We start from the raw sequence: 19161 nt of genomic DNA on the forward strand, positions 1-19161 counted from the left end.
TAGCGGAGGTCCGTCGCTAGGTCGCGGGGCCGCTGGGCGTGGCACCGCCCTCGTCGGACCAGTCGACGCCTTCGCCGCCCCGGGCCGGGTCACTCTCGACGTCGTCGTCTGCCTTCGAGGAACCGATGTCGGTCTCAGCGGTCTTGGGCTTGTCGGACTTGCTGTTCGTCATGACCGCCCGAGTACCCAAACTCAGTCGCGACGACTCCGAAGCTGAACCATCCAGTCCTTGGGGACGCGATCAGCAGGTCCCGGAGCGGGCTGGTCGTCGGGATGATTGTCGGGCGGCGCGAGTTTCGGACCGTCGTAATAGGAGTTGGTGTCGTAATTCCAGAACCAGTCCTCACCGGGTTCGAACGAGCGGATGACAGGATGCCCGCTGCTGCGCCAGTGCGCCGTCGCGTGGCGGGCCAGCGAGTCGTCACAGCAACCGATATGCCCGCACGCCGCGCAGCGACGAAGATGCACCCACCAGCCGCCGACCGCATCGCACTCCACGCACCCGGTGCCGCTCGGCGGAACGGTCGGGTCGACGGCGTCGCTCATAGCCAATGAGCCTACCGATTTCGGCGCCATTCGCGGGCAAGCCTTAAATTCAACAAGATTCGAATCGACTGCCGGATGGCGCGGCGGAACTCGGCGCCTCCGAGCCGGTTCTAACCGGCCATCGTCGAGTTCGGCGCGTGCCAGTCGGTCGAGACGAAGCGGTGCTGAATCAGCCACTCGTCCTCGACGGGCACGAACACATCGCGATACCGCCCGTAGTGGTCGAGGCCGATCTCGGTGACGACGGTGAAGTAGCAGGCGACCTGGGCCCGCTCGGGTGTCAGCTCGGTGAACCGAACGTTGGTCACGTTGTGGCGGACAATGCGCCGCACCCCTGACTCCTGGGCCGCCGCATTCGGCGATGCGACCGCGCCGCCGAGGAACTCGACGATGGCGGCACGGCCCCGCACGGCCCCGCCGCCCCGCAGTTCGAGCTCGCCATCCTCGCAGAAGGATTCGGCGAGCTCAGGCAGTCGCATCGCGTCGCCGGACCAGTTGTAGCGGGCCAGCGTGTCCCTGATGCGTTCGCGCGCCGAAAGCTCCCAAATTTCCATGTGGACAACCGTATCGGGCTATCGTCGCCAAATGGCTACCAGCGATTCCCGCGAGGTCGTGATCGAGGCGAGTCCGGAGGAGATCCTCGACGTCATCGCCGACGTCGAAGCCACGCCGAGTTGGTCGTCGCAGTATCAAAGCGCCGAGGTGTTGGAGTCCTATGACGACGGACGGCCGCGCCGGGTCAAGATGAAGGTGAAGTCGGCGGGCATCACCGACGAACAGGTCGTCGAGTACACCTGGGCCGACAACAAAGCCAGCTGGACATTGATCAGTGCTGGTGCGCTCAAGTCGCAAGACGCGTCGTACACGCTGACCCCTGACGGCGACAAAACCAAGGTCAAGTTCGAGATCTCCATCGACCTGTCCGTGCCGATGCCCGGGTTCGTCCTCAAGCGGGCGATGAAGGGGGCGATGGAAACCGCGACGGACGGGCTGCGCAAGCAGGTGCTGAAGGTGAAGAAGGGGAGCTGAGCCGGCGCGTGACGAATACGGGCCCCCTCGCCGGGGTGAAGGTCATCGAACTCGGCGGCATCGGCCCCGGACCGCACGCCGGGATGGTGCTCGCCGATCTGGGCGCCGATGTTGTTCGGCTGCGCCGGCCCGGCGGTCTCGCGATGCCACCCGAGCACCTGGATCTGATGCACCGCGGTAAGCGCACCGTGGACCTCGACGTCAAGAAGCAGCCGCAGGCCCTGCTCGACCTGGCCGCCAAGGCCGACGTCCTGCTCGACTGCTTTCGACCCGGCACCTGCGAACGCCTCGGCATCGGGCCCGACGAGTGCGCCGCCGCCAACCCGCGGCTGATCTTCGCGCGAATCACCGGGTGGGGACAGGACGGCCCGCTGGCGATGACCGCTGGTCACGACATCAACTACCTGTCGCAGACAGGAGCGTTGTCCGCCATCGGTTTTCGTGACCGGCCGCCCGTCGCGCCGCTCAACTTCGTGGCTGATTTCGGCGGCGGGTCGATGCTCGTGTTGCTGGGCATCGTCACCGCGCTCTACGAACGGGAACGGTCGGGCAGGGGCCAGGTGATCGACGCCGCCATGGTCGACGGGGTCAGCGTGCTCGCGCAGATGATGTGGACGATGAAGGCGACGGGTTCACTGAAAGACGAGCGCGAGTCGTTCCTGCTCGACGGCGGCGCACCGTTCTACCGCACCTACGAGACATCCGACGGCAAGTACATGGCCGTCGGCGCCATCGAACCGCAGTTCTTCGCGCAACTTCTCGAGGGCCTCGGGCTGTCACCCGACGAGGTACCCAACCAGTTCGACGTCGGGGCCTACGACCGGATGCGTGCGATCTTCACCGAGCGATTCGCGGGCAGGACCCGCGACGAGTGGACCGCCGTCTTCGCCGGCACTGACGCATGTGTCACCCCGGTGCTGACCTGGACCGAGGCCTCGCACAACGAGCATCTCCTGGCGCGCTCAACGGTGATCTCGCCGCACGGTGTCGAGCAGGCAGCACCGGCACCGCGGTTCTCCCGCACCCCGGCGGGCCCGGTCGGAACCCCGCCCAAAGAGGCCACTCCGATCTCCGACATCGTTTGGTGAAAATTAGCTGCAAATTCCATTACATGAGGAGAACAAGGTAGCTATGATTTGCCACTATGACTGTCCGAGCATCCAGAGAGGTGGTCTTCGACGCCTCGCCTGAGGCGATCATGGACGCGCTCGCCGACATCGAAGCCGTGCCCTCGTGGTCGCCGCTGCACAAGCACACCGAAGTCGTGGACCGCCACCCTGACGGCCGCCCGCACCACGTCAAGGCGACGTTCCGGATCATGGGGATCACCGACAAGGAGGTCCTCGAGTACCACTGGGGTGACGACTGGATGGTCTGGGATGCGACCGCAACCGGTCAGCAGCGCGGTCAGCATGCCGAGTACAACCTCGTCCGCGAGGGCGACGGAAAGACGCGGGTGCGGTTCGACATCATTCTCGATCTGGCGGCGCCGGTGCCCCGCTTCCTTGTCCGTCGGGGGAAGCAGATGGTGCTCGACATCGCGACCGAAGCGCTGCGCCAACGCGTGATGGCGGGCAGCACCGCGTAACGAGTCCGCTGCGTACGGAAGAGTCTGACCTCGAAGCGCTTTGGGCCGTCGCCCGCAACATCGACGCAATATAGCCTGCCTACCGTGATCGGATGCGGCGCCCCTCGGTACTGGTCGACCGGCTGACCGCCCATCCCGCCGGCCGGTCGCAACAAGCGATTCTCGACGAACTGCGTCGCGTCATCCTCGACGGTGCCGTCCTGCCAGGCACTCCGATTCCACTCGCTGAGGTCGCCGACCTTTTCGGCGTCAGCCAGATCCCGGTCCGTGAGGCGTTGAAGACCCTGATCGGCGAAGGACTCGTCTCGCACCGCAACAATTTCGGCTACGCCGTCGCCCAACTCACTCCGCAGGAACTGCGCGAGATGTACATCGTGCGTGAGACTTTGGAGGCTGCTGCGCTGGCGGCGTCGGTGGCCAACGCGACTGACGAGGACCGCGCTGCCGTCCTCGTCGCCCACGATCTCCTCGAGCAGGCGATCCGTGACGACGATCCAGTGACCTACCACCGCCAGAGTCGTGAATTCCACCTGGCGCTGACGCGCCCGTCGCGCATGCACAGGCTGATGCACATGCTCGAGTCGGCGTGGAACGTGACCGAACCCGTGCAGTCGATGGTGCACGTCACTCCCGACGACAGAACCGCGCTGCACGCCGACCATCGCCGGATGGTGGAGTTGTTCCAGGCGGGTGACGTCGAGCAATTGCTCACCACCGCCGAACTGCATGCGCAGCGGCTCAACTCCGTGATCGCCACCCTGCCGACCGACACCGGCCTGCTGGTCGCGCCGAATATATCTTCTGCGCAATAGCCGGGTAGTTCGCAGGAAATCCCGGCGCAATACGCCGTGGATAGCGTCCGCGCATGACCGACCTCGAGACATCTGCAACTACGAAGGGCCTACCACCCGGCGCGGTAGTCGGCGCGGACGACCTCGTCGAAGCGGCCGGCCACCCGGTCGGCGGCGGCGTCATCAAACCGGGCTACGACCCGCGTCTGACCAACGAGGACCTCGCGCCGCTCGGCAAGCAGACATGGACCTCCTACAACATCTTCGCGTTCTGGATGTCCGACGTGCACAGCGTCGGCGGCTACGTGACGGCGGGCAGCCTGTTCGCGCTCGGCCTGGCCAGCTGGCAGGTGCTGGTGGCGCTGCTGGTCGGCATCACCATCGTGTACTTCTTCTGCAACCTGGTCGCCAAGCCCAGCCAAGCCGCGGGCGTGCCTTATCCGGTGATCTGCCGCACGGTGTTCGGGGTGCTGGGCGCGAACATTCCGGCGATCATCCGCGGCCTGATCGCCATGGCGTGGTACGGCATTCAGACGTACCTGGCTTCGGCCGCCCTGGATATCGTGCTGCTCAAGCTGTTTCCCGGTCTCATGCCGTATGCGGTGGTCGAAAACTACGGATTCGCGGGTCTCTCCTTGCTCGGGTGGGGCAGCTTCCTGCTGCTGTGGGTGTTGCAGGCCTGCGTGTTCTGGCGGGGCATGGAATCGATCCGCAAATTCATCGACTTCTGCGGACCGGCCGTGTACGTCGTGATGTTCATCCTGTGCGGATATCTGATCCACAAAGCCGGTTGGGGGGCCATCGATCTCAACCTCGGCGAGGTCACCTACACCGGATGGGCGTCGCTGCCGGTGACGTTGGGTGCGATCGCTCTGGTGGTGTCGTACTTCTCCGGGCCGATGCTCAACTTCGGTGACTTCTCCCGGTACGGCAAGTCGTTCGCGGCGGTCAAGCGCGGCAACTTCCTCGGCCTGCCGGTCAACTTCCTGGTCTTCTCGATCCTGGTCGTGGTCACGGCGTCGCTCACCGTGCCGGTGTTCGGCGAGCTGATCACCGACCCAGTCGAGACCGTGGCCCGTATCGACAGCACCTTCGCAATCGTGTTGGGCGCCTTGACGTTCACGATCGCCACCATCGGCATCAACATCGTCGCCAACTTCATCAGTCCGGCGTTCGACTTCTCCAATGTCAGTCCGCAGCGAATCAGCTGGCGCGCAGGCGGCATGATCGCCGCCGTCGGTTCGGTGCTCATCACCCCGTGGAACCTCTACAACAATCCGGAGGTCATCCACTACACGCTCGAGACTCTCGGCGCGTTCATCGGCCCGCTGTTCGGTGTGCTGATCGCCGACTACTACCTGGTGCGCAAGCAGAAGATCGTCGTCGATGATCTCTTCACCATGGAGACGACCGGAAAGTACTGGTACACCAAGGGGTACAACCGAGTCGCGGTGCTCGCCACCGTCGTCGGCGCCACGCTGGCCGTCATCCCCGTGCTGCTCGGCGGCTCGGTGGTGGGTATGCACACCGCAGCGCAGTACAGCTGGTTCATCGGCTGCGGTGTGGCGTTCGTCCTCTACACCCTGGTGGCACGCCGCGACGCACTGGTCGCAGAATCGGTGTCGTGACACGAATCTGGGTGATCAACCCGAACACCACCGAGGCGATGACGGCCACGATCGAGCAGTGCGCTCGGGCCGTCGTCGCACCGGGCACCTCCGTCACCGGCGTCACCTCCGAGTACGGGCCGCCGTCGATCGAGAGCCATTACGACGAGGCGATGAGCGTGCCCGGACTGCTGCAGGCCATTCAACGCGGGGAACGCGAGGGCGTGGACGGCTACGTCATCGCCTGCTTCGGTGATCCCGGACTGGACGCCGCCCGAGAGGTCGCACGGGGTCCGGTGGTCGGCATCGCGGAGGCCGCCATGCACACCGCGAGTCACCTGGGCCGCGGGTTCAGCGTGGTGACCACGCTGGCTCGCACCATGGGGCGCGCCGCCGATCTCGCCGAACATTATGGGATGCAGCGGTTCTGCCGGGGTATCCATGCGTGCGAGATCGCGGTCCTCGATCTCGAGACCGATCCCGATGCCCAGAAGATCGTCACCGAGGCGTGCCGCGACGCCGTCGAATCCGACGGGTCCGACGTCGTGGTGCTCGGATGTGCAGGCATGGCCGACATGTGCGCGTCGATCTCGGCCGAGCTCGGCGTTCCCGTGGTCGACGGCGTTACGGCGGCGACGCTGATCGTGCAGTCGCTGGTCACCATGGGACTGAGCACGTCCAAGCGCGGCGAGTTCGCGGCACCGCCTCCGAAGGACTACACGCTCGGCGGGTGAGTGGCGCGCCAGTGGTTCGCGATCTCGATGCGTCGCGCCACCCAGACGCGATCGTGAGCGGTGACGTGGTCGAGGAACCGCTGCAGCGAGGCGGCGCGTGCCGGTCGTCCGACGAGGCGGCAATGCAGTCCGACCGACAGCATTTTCGGTTGACCCGCAACGCCTTCGGCGTAGAGCACGTCGAAGGCGTCACGCAGGTGTGCGAAGAACTCGTCACCGTTGGCGAACCCGGCCGGTGATGCGAAGCGCATGTCGTTGGTGTCCAGGGTGTATGGCACCACCAGGTGGTCGGTATCGCGTACCCGCACCCAGTAGGGCAGGTCGTCGGCATAGGAGTCCGAGTCGTAGACGAATCCGCCGTGCTCGACGACCAGGTCGCGGGTGTGTGGTGAATCGCGGCCGGTGTACCACCCGAGCGGGCGTGCTCCGGTGAGCTCGGTGAGGATGTCGACCGCCTCGGCCATGTGCGCCCGCTCGGTGTCCTCGTCGATCAGCTGGTAGGACTTCCACCGCAGCCCGTGACAGGCGATCTCGTGGCCGAGCTCGAGGAAGGCCGCGACGGCTTCCGGGTTTCGCTGCATTGCCCTGGCGACCGCAAAGATCGTCAACGGCAGCCCGCGGTCCTCGAAAATCCGCAGTATCCGCCACAATCCGGCCCGCGAGCCGTATTCGTAGAGCGACTCCATGCTCATGTGTCGATCGCCGAAAGGCTCGGCGGGGGTGATCTCGGAGAGGAACGTCTCCGACGCGGCATCGCCGTCGAGTACGCAGTTCTCGGCTCCCTCCTCGTAGTTGAGGACGAACGAGACGGCGATGGCTGCGTCGCCGGGCCACCGCGGATGCGGTGGGTGCGCGCCGTAGCCGACCATGTCTCGCGGATAGTCGTTCACAGGAGCTCACCGAACAACCGCAGCCGGGCCAGGCCGCCGTCGGGGTAGATGTCCAGCCTGGCCTCGGTCACGGTGGCGTCCGCGTCGACCAGGAACCGGTGCCGGGTGTCGGGCAGCAGGTTGGTCCGGGGCAGGAGTTCCACCCATTGACCCTGGGTGTCAAGCCCTTTCAGCGATGCCGCGGCGGGGCTGTTGCCGATGAAGTAGGAGGTGTCGATCTCCGCCAGCCGTATCCGGCCGGGTCCCGCCAGCCGGATGTGCACCCAGTCGTTGGCGGCGTCGCGCCGGCGCGCGGTCTCCCAGCCGTCGCCCATGACCTTGGCAAGCCCGGGGAAGATCAGGTTCTGCGGTGAGCTGTAGAACCGGTTCGAGCAATCCAGCACCAGCCCGCCGTTCTCCAGTGCGGCCAGATCGACGGGGCCACTGCCGAGGAAGCGGCGGTCGGGTTTGCCTTCGCCGTGTACCCGCAGCCGCGCCACGCCGCCATCGGGATATATGCGCAGCCGGACGTGGGTCCACCGGCGGTCGGACGTCACCTCGAACGGGTTTCGGCTGTCGCCGTAGATCTTGGCGCGCTCGACGATGCTCACCCAACCCGGTTCGGCGGCAAGCTCTTCCGCGGTCGGATAGCCGTCGACCTCCAGCGCGTCCAGTGATGCCTCCGGCGGGAAGTTGCCCTTGAACCACGCCGTGTCGATGACCACACCGCGGATCACGCCGGGCACACCGAGGCGCACGATCGCCTCGTCGAAACCGGGTTCGCGGCGCCGCCGGGTCTCCCACCCGTCATAGATCTGGCCGCGGTGTCCGAACGTGGCGGGCTGATACTTCGCAGGCCCCGGCTTGATTAGGTTCTCCTTCTCGGCGAAGGATTCGTCGTTGGCCCAAACGACCGCCCCGCCCGCCGTGCGCAGCGCCAGGTCGGGCAGCCAGGTGAAATCCGGTGGTGAAGTGGTCATGACAGCTTGCGGTTCTTCAGGTTTCGCAACACCGTGATGTCGGCGCCGGGCGCCAGAGCCAGCACGTCGTCGATGGTGAACGCGTCGACAGCCAGTCCGCGCAGTACGACGGTCGCCAGTGCCTCGGCGGTCGCCGGTTCGTCGACGATCACACCGCCGCGGCGGTCGAGATACGCCTGCAGCCGCGGCGCGGCAGTCGCCAGTGCGGCCTGAAAGAACGTGATCGTGGCCAGCCAGCGGGTGACGAGATGTCCGGGATGCATGTCCCAGCCCTGGTAGTAGCCGCGCTCCAGGGCGCGGGTGACCAGGTGGTGGTGTCTCCGGAGCGCCGAGCGGACCTGATCGTCCGTGCCGACCGGTATCACCTGCGTGGAGCCGTCGGCGACGCGCACGCCGGTCTGTGCCGAAGCGGCCAGCATGACGGCCTTGGCGTGGTCGGCGACCGGGTGATCGAGTGACTGCTGCTGCGGTGCGATACCGCATGCTGCGCTGTAATCATAAGTGCCGTAATGCAACCCGAGGCAGCGTCCGTCGCTACGGTGCAGGGCCTTGGCGACGGTGGCGGTGCCGTCGGCGCCGATGATTGCCTGCGGGCTCTCGATCTGCAGCTCGAAACGTAGTGTGCGGTCGGGTAGCCCGTGCGCTTGTTCCAGGGCTTCGCAGAGCCATACCGCGGCGGTGGCCTGTTCGGCCGCGCGCACCTTGGGGACCGTGAACACGAAGCCGGACGGGACCTGGCCAGCGGCGTCGAGCACCAACTCGAGGGTGCGGATGGCGCGTTTGCGTTCGGTGACAGTGAGCCCCTTGATTCGGATACCGCAGAGGTCGATGCCGAGCGCCGCGAGCGTGTGTCCCGCGCGTCGGGCGTCGCGGTCTTCGGTGTCGTCGGGGCGGTGTCCGTATCCGTCTTCGAAGTCCAGCCGCAGATCCTGTATCGGCGCGGACACCAACCGCTGCCGCACGGCGCCGACCGCGTCGTCGCCGCCGAGTTCGACGAGCAGGTCGTGCTGGCGGTCGAGCAGATCAGTGGCGGCCGTACCCCAGTCCGCAGGCGTGGTCACGGTGGCATCGGCGGCGCTGACGTACACGGTGTGCACGGGCTGGTCGACGTCGCCGCCGGGGTAGCGGGCGTCGAGATCGGCCTCCACCCCCGCCAGCAGTTCGTCGATGCGGGCGTGAAGCGTCGGCACTATCGGCCTGCCGGGTTCTGCCACCCGTCCATCGTCACAGATGCCGGCTGCCACGTCGCATCGACGACAGCCGGCGGATGGCCTCATCGAGGGTGTCGTCGCGCTTGCAGAACGCGAAGCGCACCAGGTGGTTCCACTGCTCGAAGTCCGCACCGTCCGGATCGCAGAACGCCGCCATCGGTATCGCCGCCACGCCCGTCTTCTCGGGCAGTTCGGCGCAGAACGTCGTGCTGTCGTCATAGCCCAGGGGCCGAGGGTCGGCGCACAGGAAATAGGTGCCCAAACTGTCGTGCACGTCGAAGCCGATGTCGGACAGCGCCGAGCCGAGTCGGTCGCGCTTGGCCTGCAACGAATCCCGCAGCGCGGCGACCCAGGTGTCCTCGGTGTTGAGCGCATGCGCGACGGCGGGCTGGAACGGGGCCCCGCCGACGTAGGAGAGGTACTGCTTGGCTGCGCGTACCCCGGCGATGAGTTCTGCCTGGCCGCAGGCCCATCCGATCTTCCAGCCGGTGACGTTGAACATCTTCGCGGCACTGGAGATGGTGATGGTGCGCTCGGCCATCCCGGGATAGTTCGCGAGCGGGAGGTGGCTGCGGCCGTCGAACACCAGATGTTCGTAGACCTCGTCGGAGATGACCAGGAGATCAGCTTCGACGGCGAGTTCGGCCAGCGCTTTCAGCTCGGCGTCGCTGGCGACCATCCCCGTCGGGTTGTGCGGCGAGTTGACGATCAGCGCCTTGGTCTTCGGCGTCACGGCCCGGCGCAGGCCGTCGACGTCGATCGCGAAGCCGCGACCGTCGGCCACCATGGGTACGGCGCGCCGCTCACAGCCCGCCATCGCCAGCACGGGGGAGTAGGAGTCGTAGAACGGCTCGATGAGCAGCACCTCCGAGCCGGGCTCCACGAGGCCCAGGACCGACGCGGCGATCGCTTCGGTGGCGCCGACAGTCACCAGCACCTCGGTGTCCGGGTCGTAGTCGGTTCCGAAGTTCCGTTTGCGCTGCGCGGCGATCGCCTCACGAAGCGGTGCGATACCGAGGCCGGGCGGGTACTGGTTGACGCCCTCGGCGATCGCGTTCTCCGCGATCTTCAGCATCGCCGGCGGACCGTCCTCGTCGGGGAAGCCCTGGCCCAGGTTCACGGCGCCGATGCGCGCCGCAAGCGCCGACATCTCGGCGAAGATCGTCACCGCGTACGGCTGCAGGCGTCGGACTGTCACGGTCACCATCTTGCCGAGCAGACGCAAACTGCCCCAACACGCCGCGATAAATGGGCGCTTTGCGTCTGCTCGCGGGGAGCGACAGGCTGCCCAACCAGCCGGTTGGGTGGGGCTGTAGGCTGCGACCAGAGGACTACCGCCCATGTGGGCAGGTTCCCAACAACCCCATCTGAACAGGAAAAATCTTCATGTCTGAAGAAGCCTTCATCTACGAAGCCATTCGTACACCTCGAGGCAAGAACCGGGGCGGCGCCCTCAACGAGGTCAAGCCGGTCAACCTGGTCGTAGGCCTGATCGACGAGATCCGCAGCCGCTTCCCCGACCTGGACGAGACGCTGATCAGCGACGTCATCCTCGGTTGCGTGTCGCCCGTGGGCGACCAGGGCGGCGACATCGCCCGCACCGCGGCCCTGGTGGCCAACCTGCCCGAGACCACCGGCGGCTTCCAGCTCAACCGGTTCTGCGCCTCCGGCCTGGAGGCCGTCAACACCGCCGCACAGAAGGTCCGCTCCGGCTGGGATGACCTGGTGCTCGCCGGTGGTGTCGAGTCGATGAGCCGCGTGCCGATGGGCTCCGACGGCGGCGCCTGGGCCAGCGATCCCGAGACCAACTACCGCATCGGCTTCGTCCCGCAGGGCATCGGCGCCGACCTGATCGCCACCATCGAGGGCTTCTCCCGCGAGGACGTCGACCGCTACGCGCTGCGCAGCCAGGAGAAGGCCGCGGCCGCATGGTCGGGCGGTTACTTCGCCAAGTCCGTCGTGCCGGTCCGCGACCAGAACGGTCTGGTCATCCTCGACCATGACGAGCACATGCGTCCCGACACCACGCTCGAGGGCCTCGGTCAGCTCAAGACCGCGTTCGACGGTGTCGGTGCGATGGGCGGCTTCGATGATGTGGCGCTGCAGAAGTACCACTTCGTCGAGAAGATCAACCACGTCCACACCGGCGGTAACAGCTCCGGCATCGTCGACGGCGCCGCGCTGGTGCTCGTCGGCTCTGAAAGTGCGGGGAAGTCGCAGGGGCTGACGCCGCGCGCCCGCATCGTGGCCACCGCCACCAGTGGCGCCGACCCGGTCATCATGCTGACCGGCCCGACGCCGGCCACCCGCAAGGTGCTCGACCGTGCGGGTCTGACGGTCGACGACATCGACCTGTTCGAGCTGAACGAGGCGTTCGCCTCGGTGGTGTTGAAGTTCCAGAAGGATCTGAACATCCCCGACGAGAAGCTCAACGTCAACGGTGGCGCCATCGCGATGGGTCACCCGCTGGGCGCCACCGGCGCCATGATCACCGGAACCATGGTCGACGAGCTCGAGCGGCGTGGCGCCAAGCGTGCGCTGATCACGCTGTGCATCGGCGGCGGCATGGGTGTGGCCACCATCATCGAGCGCGTCTGAGCCGCGTCGGAACAGAGGAAACGAAAGACCATGGCAGAGAACACCATCAAGTGGGACAAGGATGCCGACGGCATCGTCACCCTGACGTTGGACGACCCGACCGGTTCGGCCAACGTGATGAACGAGCACTACACCGAATCCATGCACAACGCGGTGGAACGGCTTGTCGCGGAGAAGGATTCGATCACCGGCGTCGTCATCACCAGCGCGAAGAAGACCTTCTTCGCCGGCGGTGACCTCAAGGGCATGATCAACCTCGGCCCGGACGACGCGGCCGAGGCGTTCGCCACCCCGGAGGCGATCAAGGCCGACCTGCGCAAGCTGGAGACGCTGGGCAAGCCGGTCGTGGCGGCCATCAACGGCGCCGCACTCGGCGGTGGCCTGGAGATCGCGCTGGCCACCCACCACCGGATCATCGCCGACGTTCCCGGCGCAGTCGTCGGCTTCCCAGAGGTGACGCTGGGCCTGCTGCCCGGCGGCGGCGGGGTGGCCCGCAGCGTGCGGATGTTCGGCATCCAGAAGGCATTCATGGAGGTGCTGAGCCAGGGCACCCGGTTCAAGCCGGGCAAGGCCAAGGAGATTGGCCTGGTCGACGAGGTCCTGCCGACCGTCGACGAGCTCGTCCCCGCGGCGAAGGCCCGGATCAAGGCCAACCCCGACGCACACACCCAGCCGTGGGACCAGAAGGGCTACAAGATGCCCGGCGGCACCCCGAGCAGCCCGGGCCTGGCGAGCATCCTGCCGTCGTTCCCCGCACTGCTGAAGAAGCAGCTCAAGGGTGCGCCGATGCCGGCGCCGCGCGCGATCCTCGACGCGGCTGTGGAGGGTGCGCAGGTGGACTTCGACACCGCCAGCCGTATCGAGAGCCGCTACTTCACGAAGTTGGTCACCGGTCAGGTCGCCAAGAACATGATCCAGGCGTTCTTCTTCGACCTGCAGGCCATCAACGGCGGCGCCTCACGGCCGGACGGTATCGCCAAGCAGGAGATCAAGAAGATCGGCGTGCTTGGCGCGGGCATGATGGGCGCAGGCATCGCCTACGTGTCGGCCAAGGCCGGCTTCGACGTCGTGCTCAAGGACGTCAGCCTCGAAGCCGCGCAGAAGGGCAAGGGCTACTCCGAGAAGCTGGAAGCCAAGGCGCTCGAGCGGGGCAAGACCACAAAGGAGAAGTCGGACGCGCTGCTGGCTCGCATCACGCCGACCGCGGAGGCCGCCGACCTCAAGGGCGTCGACTTCGTGATCGAGGCCGTCTTCGAGAACCAGGAACTCAAGCACAAGGTGTTCCAGGAGATCGAGGACATCGTCGAGCCGAACGCGCTGCTGGGTTCGAACACCTCCACGCTGCCGATCACCGGTCTGGCGACCGGCGTGAAGCGCCAGGAGGACTTCATCGGTATCCACTTCTTCTCGCCGGTCGACAAGATGCCGCTGGTGGAGATCATCAAGGGCGAGAAGACTTCCGACGAGGCGTTGGCCCGGGTGTTCGACTACACCTTGGCCATCGGCAAGACCCCGATCGTGGTCAACGACAGCCGCGGCTTCTTCACCAGCCGCGTCATCGGCACCTTCGTCAACGAGGCGCTCGCGATGCTGGGTGAGGGTGTGCCCGCGGCCAGCATCGAGCAGGCGGGTGCGCAGGCCGGTTACCCGGCGGCGCCGCTTCAGCTCTCGGATGAGCTCAACCTGGAGCTGATGCAGAAGATCGCGACCGAGACCCGCAAGGCCGCCGAGGCCAGCGGCGCGACCTACGAGCCGCACCCGGCGGAGGCCGTCGTGAACAAGATGATCGAGATCGGTCGTCCGTCGCGACTCAAGGGCGCCGGCTTCTACGAGTACGCCGACGGCAAGCGCGTCGGCCTGTGGCCGGGCCTGGCCGACACGTTCGGCTCGAACAACGCTGATATTCCGTTGCAGGACATGATCGACCGCATGCTGTTCGCCGAGGCGCTGGAGACCCAGAAGTGCCTCGACGAGGGCGTGCTGACCTCGACCGCCGATGCGAACATCGGCTCGATCATGGGCATCGGCTACCCGCCCTACACCGGCGGCAGCGCGCAGTTCATCGTCGGCTACGAGGGTGAACTGGGCGTCGGCAAGGACGCGTTCGTCGCGCGGGCCAAGCAGTTGGCCGAGCGCTACGGCGACCGGTTCACCCCGCCGCAGTCGCTGCTCTAAACCGATACGCGAAAGCCCCCGGAACTCTTGCGGTTTCGGGGGCTTTTGCGTTGGACACGCAGCGGTTCGCTAACCCACGGCGGCAACCGGTTCGGCGGCCATCCGCGTCCACAGCGTCTCGAGGGCGACCAACACGTCCGAACTCGTGGCGTGCGCCCCGAAAACGCCGCCCTGCATCGTGATCATCTTCAGCGCGGCAAGGTGATTCGCGTAATCGGTTGCGCCCGTCGCATCGGACACCACCAAGCATTCGTAACCGCGGTCGTTGGCGTCGCGCATCGTGGTGTGCACGCAGACATCGGTGGTGATGCCGGTGAAGATGATGTGAGTGATCTGGTTCGTCTGCAGGATCAGATCCAGATCCGTCGCGTAGAAGCTGCCCTTGCCTGGCTTGTCGATCACCAGTTCGCCTGGCAGCGGAGCCATTTCGGGCACCAGTTCCCACCCCGGCTCACCCCGGGTGAGGATGCGTCCGCACGGCCCGACCGATCCGATCTCGGCGCCGATCTGAGCCGAGCGCCATCTCTTGTTGGGCGGCAGATCCGACAGGTCCGGTCGGTGGCCCTCGCGGGTGTGGATGATGAACAACCCCGCGTCGCGTGCGGCGTTGAGCACCCGCTGCGCCGGGCCGAGGGGCATGCGGACCAGGGAGAGGTCGTAACCCATCCGGTCGACATAGCCGCCCTCACCGCAGAAATCGACCTGCCAGTCGATGTTGATCAACGCGGTGTGCTCGGCGACGATGTCGCCGTCGTAAGGCCACGCATAGGGTTTGGCGTCGATGGTCACCGGGGTCGTCATACGGGCTTCTCCACTCAGGGCCGTCGAATTGTCACTTGTATACAGTCCGTCGGCCGCTGACGCGGTCGCCAACGGTTAGGGCCGCGTGAAGATTTCGTTACGAGGCCAGTGCGCTTGCGGTCAGATCGATCCGAGGTCGGCGGATAGCCAGTGCGCCGGCTTCATGAAGATGGCGACGCTGTCGCCGTGCTCGCGGCGGGCGAACTCCAGATAGCCGTCGACCTTTTCGGGCGGCAGATAGCGCTTGACCATCTCGACGAGTTGCTCGTCGGTGGCCGGCTCGATGCGGCTGACCGGACCGTCGACCGCTACGTATCGCACTGTGGGCTCGAGGCGCTGGGCCATCAATGTGAACTCACCCTGCGACTCGATCAGCCGATGCTTACGCGAACCGTTGCCGGTGTGCACCCACAGCTCACCGCCGGGACTGTACTGGTACCAGATGGGAACGGTCAGAGGTCCGCGCTTGTCGCCTGCGCTCACCGACAGCGCCCCGATATGCGGCTCGGCCAGAAACTGTTCGCGTTCTTCTTTGGAAAGGGCCATGTTGCCCACGCTAGACCCGACGTCCGTCGGGCCGGTGGGCTTACGTCAGCAGCCGATGCGCGAGAAGAACGCCACGGCGACGAGGCCGATGACGAAGGCCACCTGTGGCTGACCCATTGCCAGGGTGCTCGCGACGCCTGCGATCGCGGCAATCGCAATGACGGCCAACAGGAGGACCATGTACCAACGGACGTGGATCGCCCCGGGATGACGCATGTGGTGCGACTTCAACTCCGTCATGGAGTCACGCCGTCCGAACATCGATCACTCCTTGTGGCTTGCGTCACATGAATGCTTCCTTGTGAGCCACACCATACAACACCTGACGGCGAACGCACACGCTGACTGGAGGATGTCGCCATTGCAGGCTGATAACGGCCCGACCACTACTTTTGTGCTGGAAACTTCGACGTGATCCTGTGGCAATTCCAGAGATGAGCTAACAAATGACCGATTTTTGTCAGCTGCCCGCTCATGAGCTGGTTCGTCTGATGGCCGCCGGGACGGTCTCGTGCCGGGAGGTCATCGAGGCGCACCTTGCACGCATCGACGCCGTCAATCCCGCTCTCAACGCGCTCGTGGCGGCCACCGATCCGCAGCAGTGCCTGGCCGCCGCCGCTGAGGCCGACGACCGTGTCGCACGCGGCGCCCCGCTCGGCCGCGCCCACGGACTGCCAGTCGTGGTCAAGGACGTCATGAAGGTCGCCGGCCTCGAATGCTCGGGCGGCAGCCCGGCGCTGCGCGCCACCGCCTCCGACGACGCGACGGTGGTGGCGCGGCTTCGCAACGAAGGCGCGATCGTGCTCGGACTCACGAACGTCCCCGAAATGGGCCGCGGTGGCGAGTCGAACAACAACCTCTACGGCCGCACCAACAATCCGTTCGACCTGTCGCGGACCCCGGGTGGCAGCAGCGGCGGTTCGGCGGCGCTGGTCTGCGCGGGCGGCGCCGCGCTGAGCGTCGGGTCGGACGGCGGCGGCAGCATCCGACAGCCGTCGCACAACACCGGAATCGCCGGCCTCAAGCCGACCCACGGGCGAATTCCGCGGACCGGCAGCGTCTTCGGCGATGCGCTCGGCATCTTCGGACCGTTCAACTGCTACGGCCCGCTGGCGAGGTCCGTGGCGGATCTGCACCTGGGCCTGTCGATCATGAACGGTCCGGATCTACGTGATCCCTACGCGGTGCCCGCGCCGCTCAGCGATCCCGGCGACGTCGACCTGGCCCGGCTTCGGGTCGCCACCTACCTCGACGACGGCATCTCGCCGCCCGAAGAGGACGTCGCGGCCGTCGTCGGCGACGCGGTGCGGGTGCTGACGGACGTGGTCGGCCTCGTCGAGCACGACGCGCCGCTGTGCCTCGGCCGCACGATCGAATTGTTGTGGGAGTCCGTGTTCCTCGGCGGCGACCGCGGCGAAGGGTTCGAAGCCGACCTGGCGGCGATCGGTGCGACTGACCCTTCCGAGGAACTCGCCGAGTTCCTCAAACAAGCGCGACGGGTCGACTTCTCGCTGTCGGAGGCTAGACGGCGGCTCACCGAGATCGACGCCTACCGCATCGAAATGCTCGAGTTCATGGCCGACTACGACGTGATCATCGGACCTGCCATGCCGACCGCGGCCAAGCCGCACCACCACGGGCTCGTCGAGATATCGGACTTCTCCCACCTCATGGCACACAACCTCACCGGCTGGCCGGCCGTCGTCGTCCGGTGCGGCACTTCGCACGAGGGTCTGCCCATCGGTGTGCAGATCGCGGCAAGGCCGTGGGAGGACGCGACGGCGCTCGCGGTGGCGCGCCGACTGGAAACGGCACTGGGAGGATGGCGTCCCCCGCCGCTGGTTGCATAGAGTCGGGAGCCATGCGCTTCGGACTGTTCATCCCACAGGGCTGGCGACTCGATCTCATCGACATTCCCCCGGATCAGCAGTGGTCGGTGATGCGTGACCTCGCCGCGTACGCCGACGGCAGCGGCGCGTGGGACTCGTTGTGGGTCTACGACCACTTCCACACCGTCCCGGTGCCGACGGACGAGGCGACGCACGAGGCGTGGTCGCTGATGTCGGCATACGCCGCGGTCACGTCGCGCATCAAGCTCGGCCAGATGTGTACGGCCATGGGCTATCGCAACCCGGTCTATCTGGCGAAGGTCGCCGCCACCGCGGACATCATCTCCGGCGGTCGGGTGCAGATGGGTATCGGCGGCGGCTGGTATCAGCACGAGTGGGAGGCGTACGGCTATGGATTCCCCTCCGCCGGTACGCGATTGAAGATGCTCGACGAGGGCGTGCAGATCATGCGCGACGCCTGGCGCGACGGCCGAGTCACCTTCCACGGCAAGCACTATCAGGTCGACGGCGCGATCGTCGCCCCGAAGCCGTTGCAGGAGGGCGGCTTGCCGATGTGGATCGCGGGTGGTGGGGAAAAGGTCACGCTGAAAATCGCGGCGAAGTATGCGCAGTACACGAACTTCACCTCGGAGCCAGAGGGATTCGCGCACAAGTCGCAGGTGCTCGCGGACCACTGCCGGGATGTCGGCACCGACTTCGACGCGATCGTGCGGTCGGCCAACGTCAACGCCGTGATCGGCACGTCGGAAGAAGATGTCGACGAACGCATCGCCCGGTTGCGTGCCCGGCAGGTCACCAAAGCCAACGAGCAGGCGGTCGACGCGATGCTCGACAACGTGAAGTCGCCAGACTCCGCAAGTGGCACAACGGAACAGGTCGTCGAGAAACTGAAGCGCCTGCGCGACCTGGGTTGCGAGTACGCGATTCTCTACTTCCCCGAGGCCGCGTATGACCGCTCAGGCATCGAGATGTTCGAGCGCGAGGTCATCCCCGCGCTGAGCTAGTCAGGGCCGCGGTGCGATGGGCCCGTTGGCCGGTAGCGCGTTGGGGTCGACGGGCTGTTGCACGTTCGGGTCGGGCGGCGCGTCGAAGTACCCGGGCGGTGGTGGCCCGGTGAGCGGGTAGTACCCCTCCGGCAGCGGGGGGCCGCCTTCGTAAACCTTCGTCGTCACCGGCCCGTTCGACGCGGGGTCGGTCAGCGACTGGTAGCCAGGTGGCAGCGGCGGCGCCGCACCGGCTCCCGGCGGGGGCACGGCCGGTTTGATGTCGCCGGGCTGCATGGGGCCGGTGAAGCTGTACGGGTCCTGGGCCATGTGCCAGGCATCACGCAGGAAGCCCAGCGGACCGTCGGTGTTGCCCTGCCCGTACTGCGGGTTGGCGATCTCCGGAACGGGCGGCGGACCGACAGGGGGCGGCGCGGGGGCCGCCACCGGCTCGGCCCCGGGGACGTCCATGACGGGCTGGCCGGGCGCCGGTGTTTGCCCTGGCACAGACGGTGCGGCCGGCTGCGCGCCGGCCTGGGTGGCGGCGACGAGGGCGCCCATCCCGATCGCGGCAGCAGTGACCGCGATCCCGGCGACCCACCGAAGTGAGGAGGTGTATCCGCTCATGTGTGCCGTGTGCGCTTCCTGCTCGAAGCCCGCGAGGGCTGGTGCCGACCCGGGATGAGGCTAACGCGTTTGCGCGGCTCGCGCGGGGTCAGGGCGATTTCCGGAGGTCCGGAAGGACCGGCCTCGGTCTTGCCGGTGCCGTCGATGACGACAATGGTGGAGGATGCATTGGTTGTGCCGCGTATTCACCAGCCCGAATCACGGCGGCCAAGCTCTACTACATATC

Annotated in this window: 21 protein-coding genes; 10 read left to right on the forward strand and 11 right to left on the reverse strand. The window is 66.6% G+C overall.

All coding sequences use genetic code 11. The features are described from left to right. Window positions 1-16 precede the first annotated feature (16 nt). The 3 genes from H7J93_RS14815 to H7J93_RS14825 form a co-directional block, all read right to left on the reverse strand. Window positions 17-172, reverse strand: coding sequence for a hypothetical protein (locus H7J93_RS14815; RefSeq protein ID WP_267307066.1), 156 nt, complete (start codon window positions 170-172; stop codon window positions 17-19). Window positions 173-192: 20 nt separating this feature from the next. After that, on the reverse strand, window positions 193-546 hold the full coding sequence (locus H7J93_RS14820; protein WP_267307067.1) for a UBP-type zinc finger domain-containing protein: 354 nt from the start codon (window positions 544-546) through the stop codon (window positions 193-195). 110 nt (window positions 547-656) lie between these two features. Beyond that, a complete protein-coding gene (locus tag H7J93_RS14825) occupies window positions 657-1100 on the reverse strand; it encodes a nuclear transport factor 2 family protein (RefSeq protein ID WP_267307068.1) in 444 nt (147 codons plus the stop codon). A 31-nt stretch (window positions 1101-1131) separates the two neighbouring features. Between H7J93_RS14825 and H7J93_RS14830 the strand changes: the two genes are divergently transcribed. The 6 genes from H7J93_RS14830 (at window position 1132) to H7J93_RS14855 (ending at window position 6295) form a co-directional block, all read left to right on the forward strand. Beyond that, the gene (locus H7J93_RS14830) at window positions 1132-1575 is read left to right on the forward strand and encodes an SRPBCC family protein (RefSeq protein WP_267307069.1); all 444 of its coding nucleotides are present in this window, start codon (window positions 1132-1134) and stop codon (window positions 1573-1575) included. Window positions 1576-1583: 8 nt separating this feature from the next. Continuing rightward, window positions 1584-2663 (forward strand): CaiB/BaiF CoA transferase family protein, encoded by a 1080-nt coding sequence (locus tag H7J93_RS14835; protein ID WP_267307070.1) that lies wholly within the window; start codon window positions 1584-1586, stop codon window positions 2661-2663. 56 nt (window positions 2664-2719) lie between these two features. After that, complete coding sequence (locus H7J93_RS14840; protein WP_267307071.1) at window positions 2720-3163, forward strand: SRPBCC family protein; 444 nt, start codon at window positions 2720-2722, stop codon at window positions 3161-3163. A 92-nt stretch (window positions 3164-3255) separates the two neighbouring features. Then, complete coding sequence (locus H7J93_RS14845; RefSeq protein ID WP_267307072.1) at window positions 3256-3975, forward strand: GntR family transcriptional regulator; 720 nt, start codon at window positions 3256-3258, stop codon at window positions 3973-3975. 53 nt (window positions 3976-4028) lie between these two features. Continuing rightward, window positions 4029-5582: an NCS1 family nucleobase:cation symporter-1 gene (locus H7J93_RS14850; RefSeq protein ID WP_267307073.1), complete on the forward strand. Its 1554-nt coding sequence runs from the start codon at window positions 4029-4031 to the stop codon at window positions 5580-5582. Then, window positions 5579-6295 (forward strand): aspartate/glutamate racemase family protein, encoded by a 717-nt coding sequence (locus H7J93_RS14855; protein WP_308204917.1) that lies wholly within the window; start codon window positions 5579-5581, stop codon window positions 6293-6295. Before H7J93_RS14850 ends, H7J93_RS14855 begins: the two co-directional genes overlap by 4 nt. Here the strand turns inward: H7J93_RS14855 and puuE are convergent. From puuE to H7J93_RS14875, 4 genes are read right to left on the reverse strand one after another with little or no spacing between them, the layout of a single operon-like run. Then, window positions 6277-7164 carry an allantoinase PuuE gene (gene puuE, locus H7J93_RS14860; RefSeq protein WP_267307355.1) on the reverse strand — a complete coding sequence of 296 codons (888 nt, stop codon included), beginning with the start codon at window positions 7162-7164 and terminating at the stop codon, window positions 6277-6279. The genes H7J93_RS14855 and puuE overlap by 19 nt on opposite strands. Before the next feature lie 17 nt (window positions 7165-7181). Next, window positions 7182-8144 carry an allantoicase gene (alc, locus tag H7J93_RS14865; RefSeq protein WP_267307074.1) on the reverse strand — a complete coding sequence of 321 codons (963 nt, stop codon included), beginning with the start codon at window positions 8142-8144 and terminating at the stop codon, window positions 7182-7184. Continuing rightward, the gene (locus H7J93_RS14870; RefSeq protein WP_276021994.1) at window positions 8141-9421 is read right to left on the reverse strand and encodes a DUF6986 family protein; all 1281 of its coding nucleotides are present in this window, start codon (window positions 9419-9421) and stop codon (window positions 8141-8143) included. The genes alc and H7J93_RS14870 overlap by 4 nt, the downstream gene beginning before the upstream one ends. Continuing rightward, the gene (locus tag H7J93_RS14875; protein ID WP_267307076.1) at window positions 9369-10553 is read right to left on the reverse strand and encodes a pyridoxal phosphate-dependent aminotransferase; all 1185 of its coding nucleotides are present in this window, start codon (window positions 10551-10553) and stop codon (window positions 9369-9371) included. The genes H7J93_RS14870 and H7J93_RS14875 overlap by 53 nt, the downstream gene beginning before the upstream one ends. A gap of 188 nt (window positions 10554-10741) precedes the next feature. On the opposite strand from H7J93_RS14875, the gene H7J93_RS14880 reads away from it, so the two are divergent. After that, the gene (locus H7J93_RS14880; protein WP_267307077.1) at window positions 10742-11953 is read left to right on the forward strand and encodes an acetyl-CoA C-acetyltransferase; all 1212 of its coding nucleotides are present in this window, start codon (window positions 10742-10744) and stop codon (window positions 11951-11953) included. A 30-nt stretch (window positions 11954-11983) separates the two neighbouring features. Then, window positions 11984-14128, forward strand: coding sequence for a 3-hydroxyacyl-CoA dehydrogenase NAD-binding domain-containing protein (locus tag H7J93_RS14885; RefSeq protein ID WP_267307078.1), 2145 nt, complete (start codon window positions 11984-11986; stop codon window positions 14126-14128). A gap of 69 nt (window positions 14129-14197) precedes the next feature. On the opposite strand, the gene biuH is transcribed toward H7J93_RS14885, so the two are convergent. From biuH to H7J93_RS14900, 3 genes are all read right to left on the reverse strand, one after another. After that, the gene (biuH, locus tag H7J93_RS14890; RefSeq protein ID WP_267307079.1) at window positions 14198-14929 is read right to left on the reverse strand and encodes a biuret amidohydrolase; all 732 of its coding nucleotides are present in this window, start codon (window positions 14927-14929) and stop codon (window positions 14198-14200) included. Between the two features lie 120 nt (window positions 14930-15049). Continuing rightward, on the reverse strand, window positions 15050-15475 hold the full coding sequence (locus H7J93_RS14895) for a pyridoxamine 5'-phosphate oxidase family protein (protein ID WP_267307080.1): 426 nt from the start codon (window positions 15473-15475) through the stop codon (window positions 15050-15052). Between the two features lie 45 nt (window positions 15476-15520). Continuing rightward, window positions 15521-15736, reverse strand: coding sequence for a hypothetical protein (locus H7J93_RS14900; RefSeq protein ID WP_267307081.1), 216 nt, complete (start codon window positions 15734-15736; stop codon window positions 15521-15523). Between the two features lie 185 nt (window positions 15737-15921). On the opposite strand from H7J93_RS14900, the gene H7J93_RS14905 reads away from it, so the two are divergent. Both H7J93_RS14905 and H7J93_RS14910 read left to right on the forward strand, forming a co-directional pair. Next, window positions 15922-17325 carry an amidase gene (locus H7J93_RS14905; RefSeq protein WP_267307082.1) on the forward strand — a complete coding sequence of 468 codons (1404 nt, stop codon included), beginning with the start codon at window positions 15922-15924 and terminating at the stop codon, window positions 17323-17325. 11 nt (window positions 17326-17336) lie between these two features. Continuing rightward, window positions 17337-18329, forward strand: coding sequence for an LLM class F420-dependent oxidoreductase (locus H7J93_RS14910; protein ID WP_267307083.1), 993 nt, complete (start codon window positions 17337-17339; stop codon window positions 18327-18329). Here H7J93_RS14910 and H7J93_RS14915 read toward each other — a convergent pair whose 3' ends face one another. After that, window positions 18330-18935: a hypothetical protein gene (locus tag H7J93_RS14915; RefSeq protein ID WP_267307084.1), complete on the reverse strand. Its 606-nt coding sequence runs from the start codon at window positions 18933-18935 to the stop codon at window positions 18330-18332. Window positions 18936-19161 lie beyond the last annotated feature (226 nt).

Source organism: Mycobacterium barrassiae, from assembly GCF_025822765.1.
GTDB lineage: Bacteria > Actinomycetota > Actinomycetes > Mycobacteriales > Mycobacteriaceae > Mycobacterium > Mycobacterium barrassiae.

Excerpts from the sequence above, each read along its gene's own strand:
- H7J93_RS14885 (WP_267307078.1), top strand. The coding sequence starts at position 11,984 with ATGGCAGAGAACACCATCAAGTGGGACAAGGATGCCGACGGCATCGTC.
- H7J93_RS14915 (WP_267307084.1), bottom strand. The coding sequence starts at position 18,935 with ATGAGCGGATACACCTCCTCACTTCGGTGGGTCGCCGGGATCGCGGTC.
- H7J93_RS14830 (WP_267307069.1), top strand. The coding sequence starts at position 1,132 with ATGGCTACCAGCGATTCCCGCGAGGTCGTGATCGAGGCGAGTCCGGAG.
- H7J93_RS14900 (WP_267307081.1), bottom strand. The coding sequence starts at position 15,736 with ATGTTCGGACGGCGTGACTCCATGACGGAGTTGAAGTCGCACCACATG.
- H7J93_RS14895 (WP_267307080.1), bottom strand. The coding sequence starts at position 15,475 with ATGGCCCTTTCCAAAGAAGAACGCGAACAGTTTCTGGCCGAGCCGCAT.
- H7J93_RS14880 (WP_267307077.1), top strand. The coding sequence starts at position 10,742 with ATGTCTGAAGAAGCCTTCATCTACGAAGCCATTCGTACACCTCGAGGC.
- alc (WP_267307074.1), bottom strand. The coding sequence starts at position 8,144 with ATGACCACTTCACCACCGGATTTCACCTGGCTGCCCGACCTGGCGCTG.
- H7J93_RS14905 (WP_267307082.1), top strand. The coding sequence starts at position 15,922 with ATGACCGATTTTTGTCAGCTGCCCGCTCATGAGCTGGTTCGTCTGATG.
- H7J93_RS14825 (WP_267307068.1), bottom strand. The coding sequence starts at position 1,100 with ATGGAAATTTGGGAGCTTTCGGCGCGCGAACGCATCAGGGACACGCTG.
- H7J93_RS14820 (WP_267307067.1), bottom strand. The coding sequence starts at position 546 with ATGAGCGACGCCGTCGACCCGACCGTTCCGCCGAGCGGCACCGGGTGC.
- H7J93_RS14815 (WP_267307066.1), bottom strand. The coding sequence starts at position 172 with ATGACGAACAGCAAGTCCGACAAGCCCAAGACCGCTGAGACCGACATC.
- H7J93_RS14850 (WP_267307073.1), top strand. The coding sequence starts at position 4,029 with ATGACCGACCTCGAGACATCTGCAACTACGAAGGGCCTACCACCCGGC.
- H7J93_RS14870 (WP_276021994.1), bottom strand. The coding sequence starts at position 9,421 with ATGAGGCCATCCGCCGGCTGTCGTCGATGCGACGTGGCAGCCGGCATC.
- puuE (WP_267307355.1), bottom strand. The coding sequence starts at position 7,164 with ATGGTCGGCTACGGCGCGCACCCACCGCATCCGCGGTGGCCCGGCGAC.
- biuH (WP_267307079.1), bottom strand. The coding sequence starts at position 14,929 with ATGACGACCCCGGTGACCATCGACGCCAAACCCTATGCGTGGCCTTAC.
- H7J93_RS14845 (WP_267307072.1), top strand. The coding sequence starts at position 3,256 with ATGCGGCGCCCCTCGGTACTGGTCGACCGGCTGACCGCCCATCCCGCC.
- H7J93_RS14910 (WP_267307083.1), top strand. The coding sequence starts at position 17,337 with ATGCGCTTCGGACTGTTCATCCCACAGGGCTGGCGACTCGATCTCATC.
- H7J93_RS14840 (WP_267307071.1), top strand. The coding sequence starts at position 2,720 with ATGACTGTCCGAGCATCCAGAGAGGTGGTCTTCGACGCCTCGCCTGAG.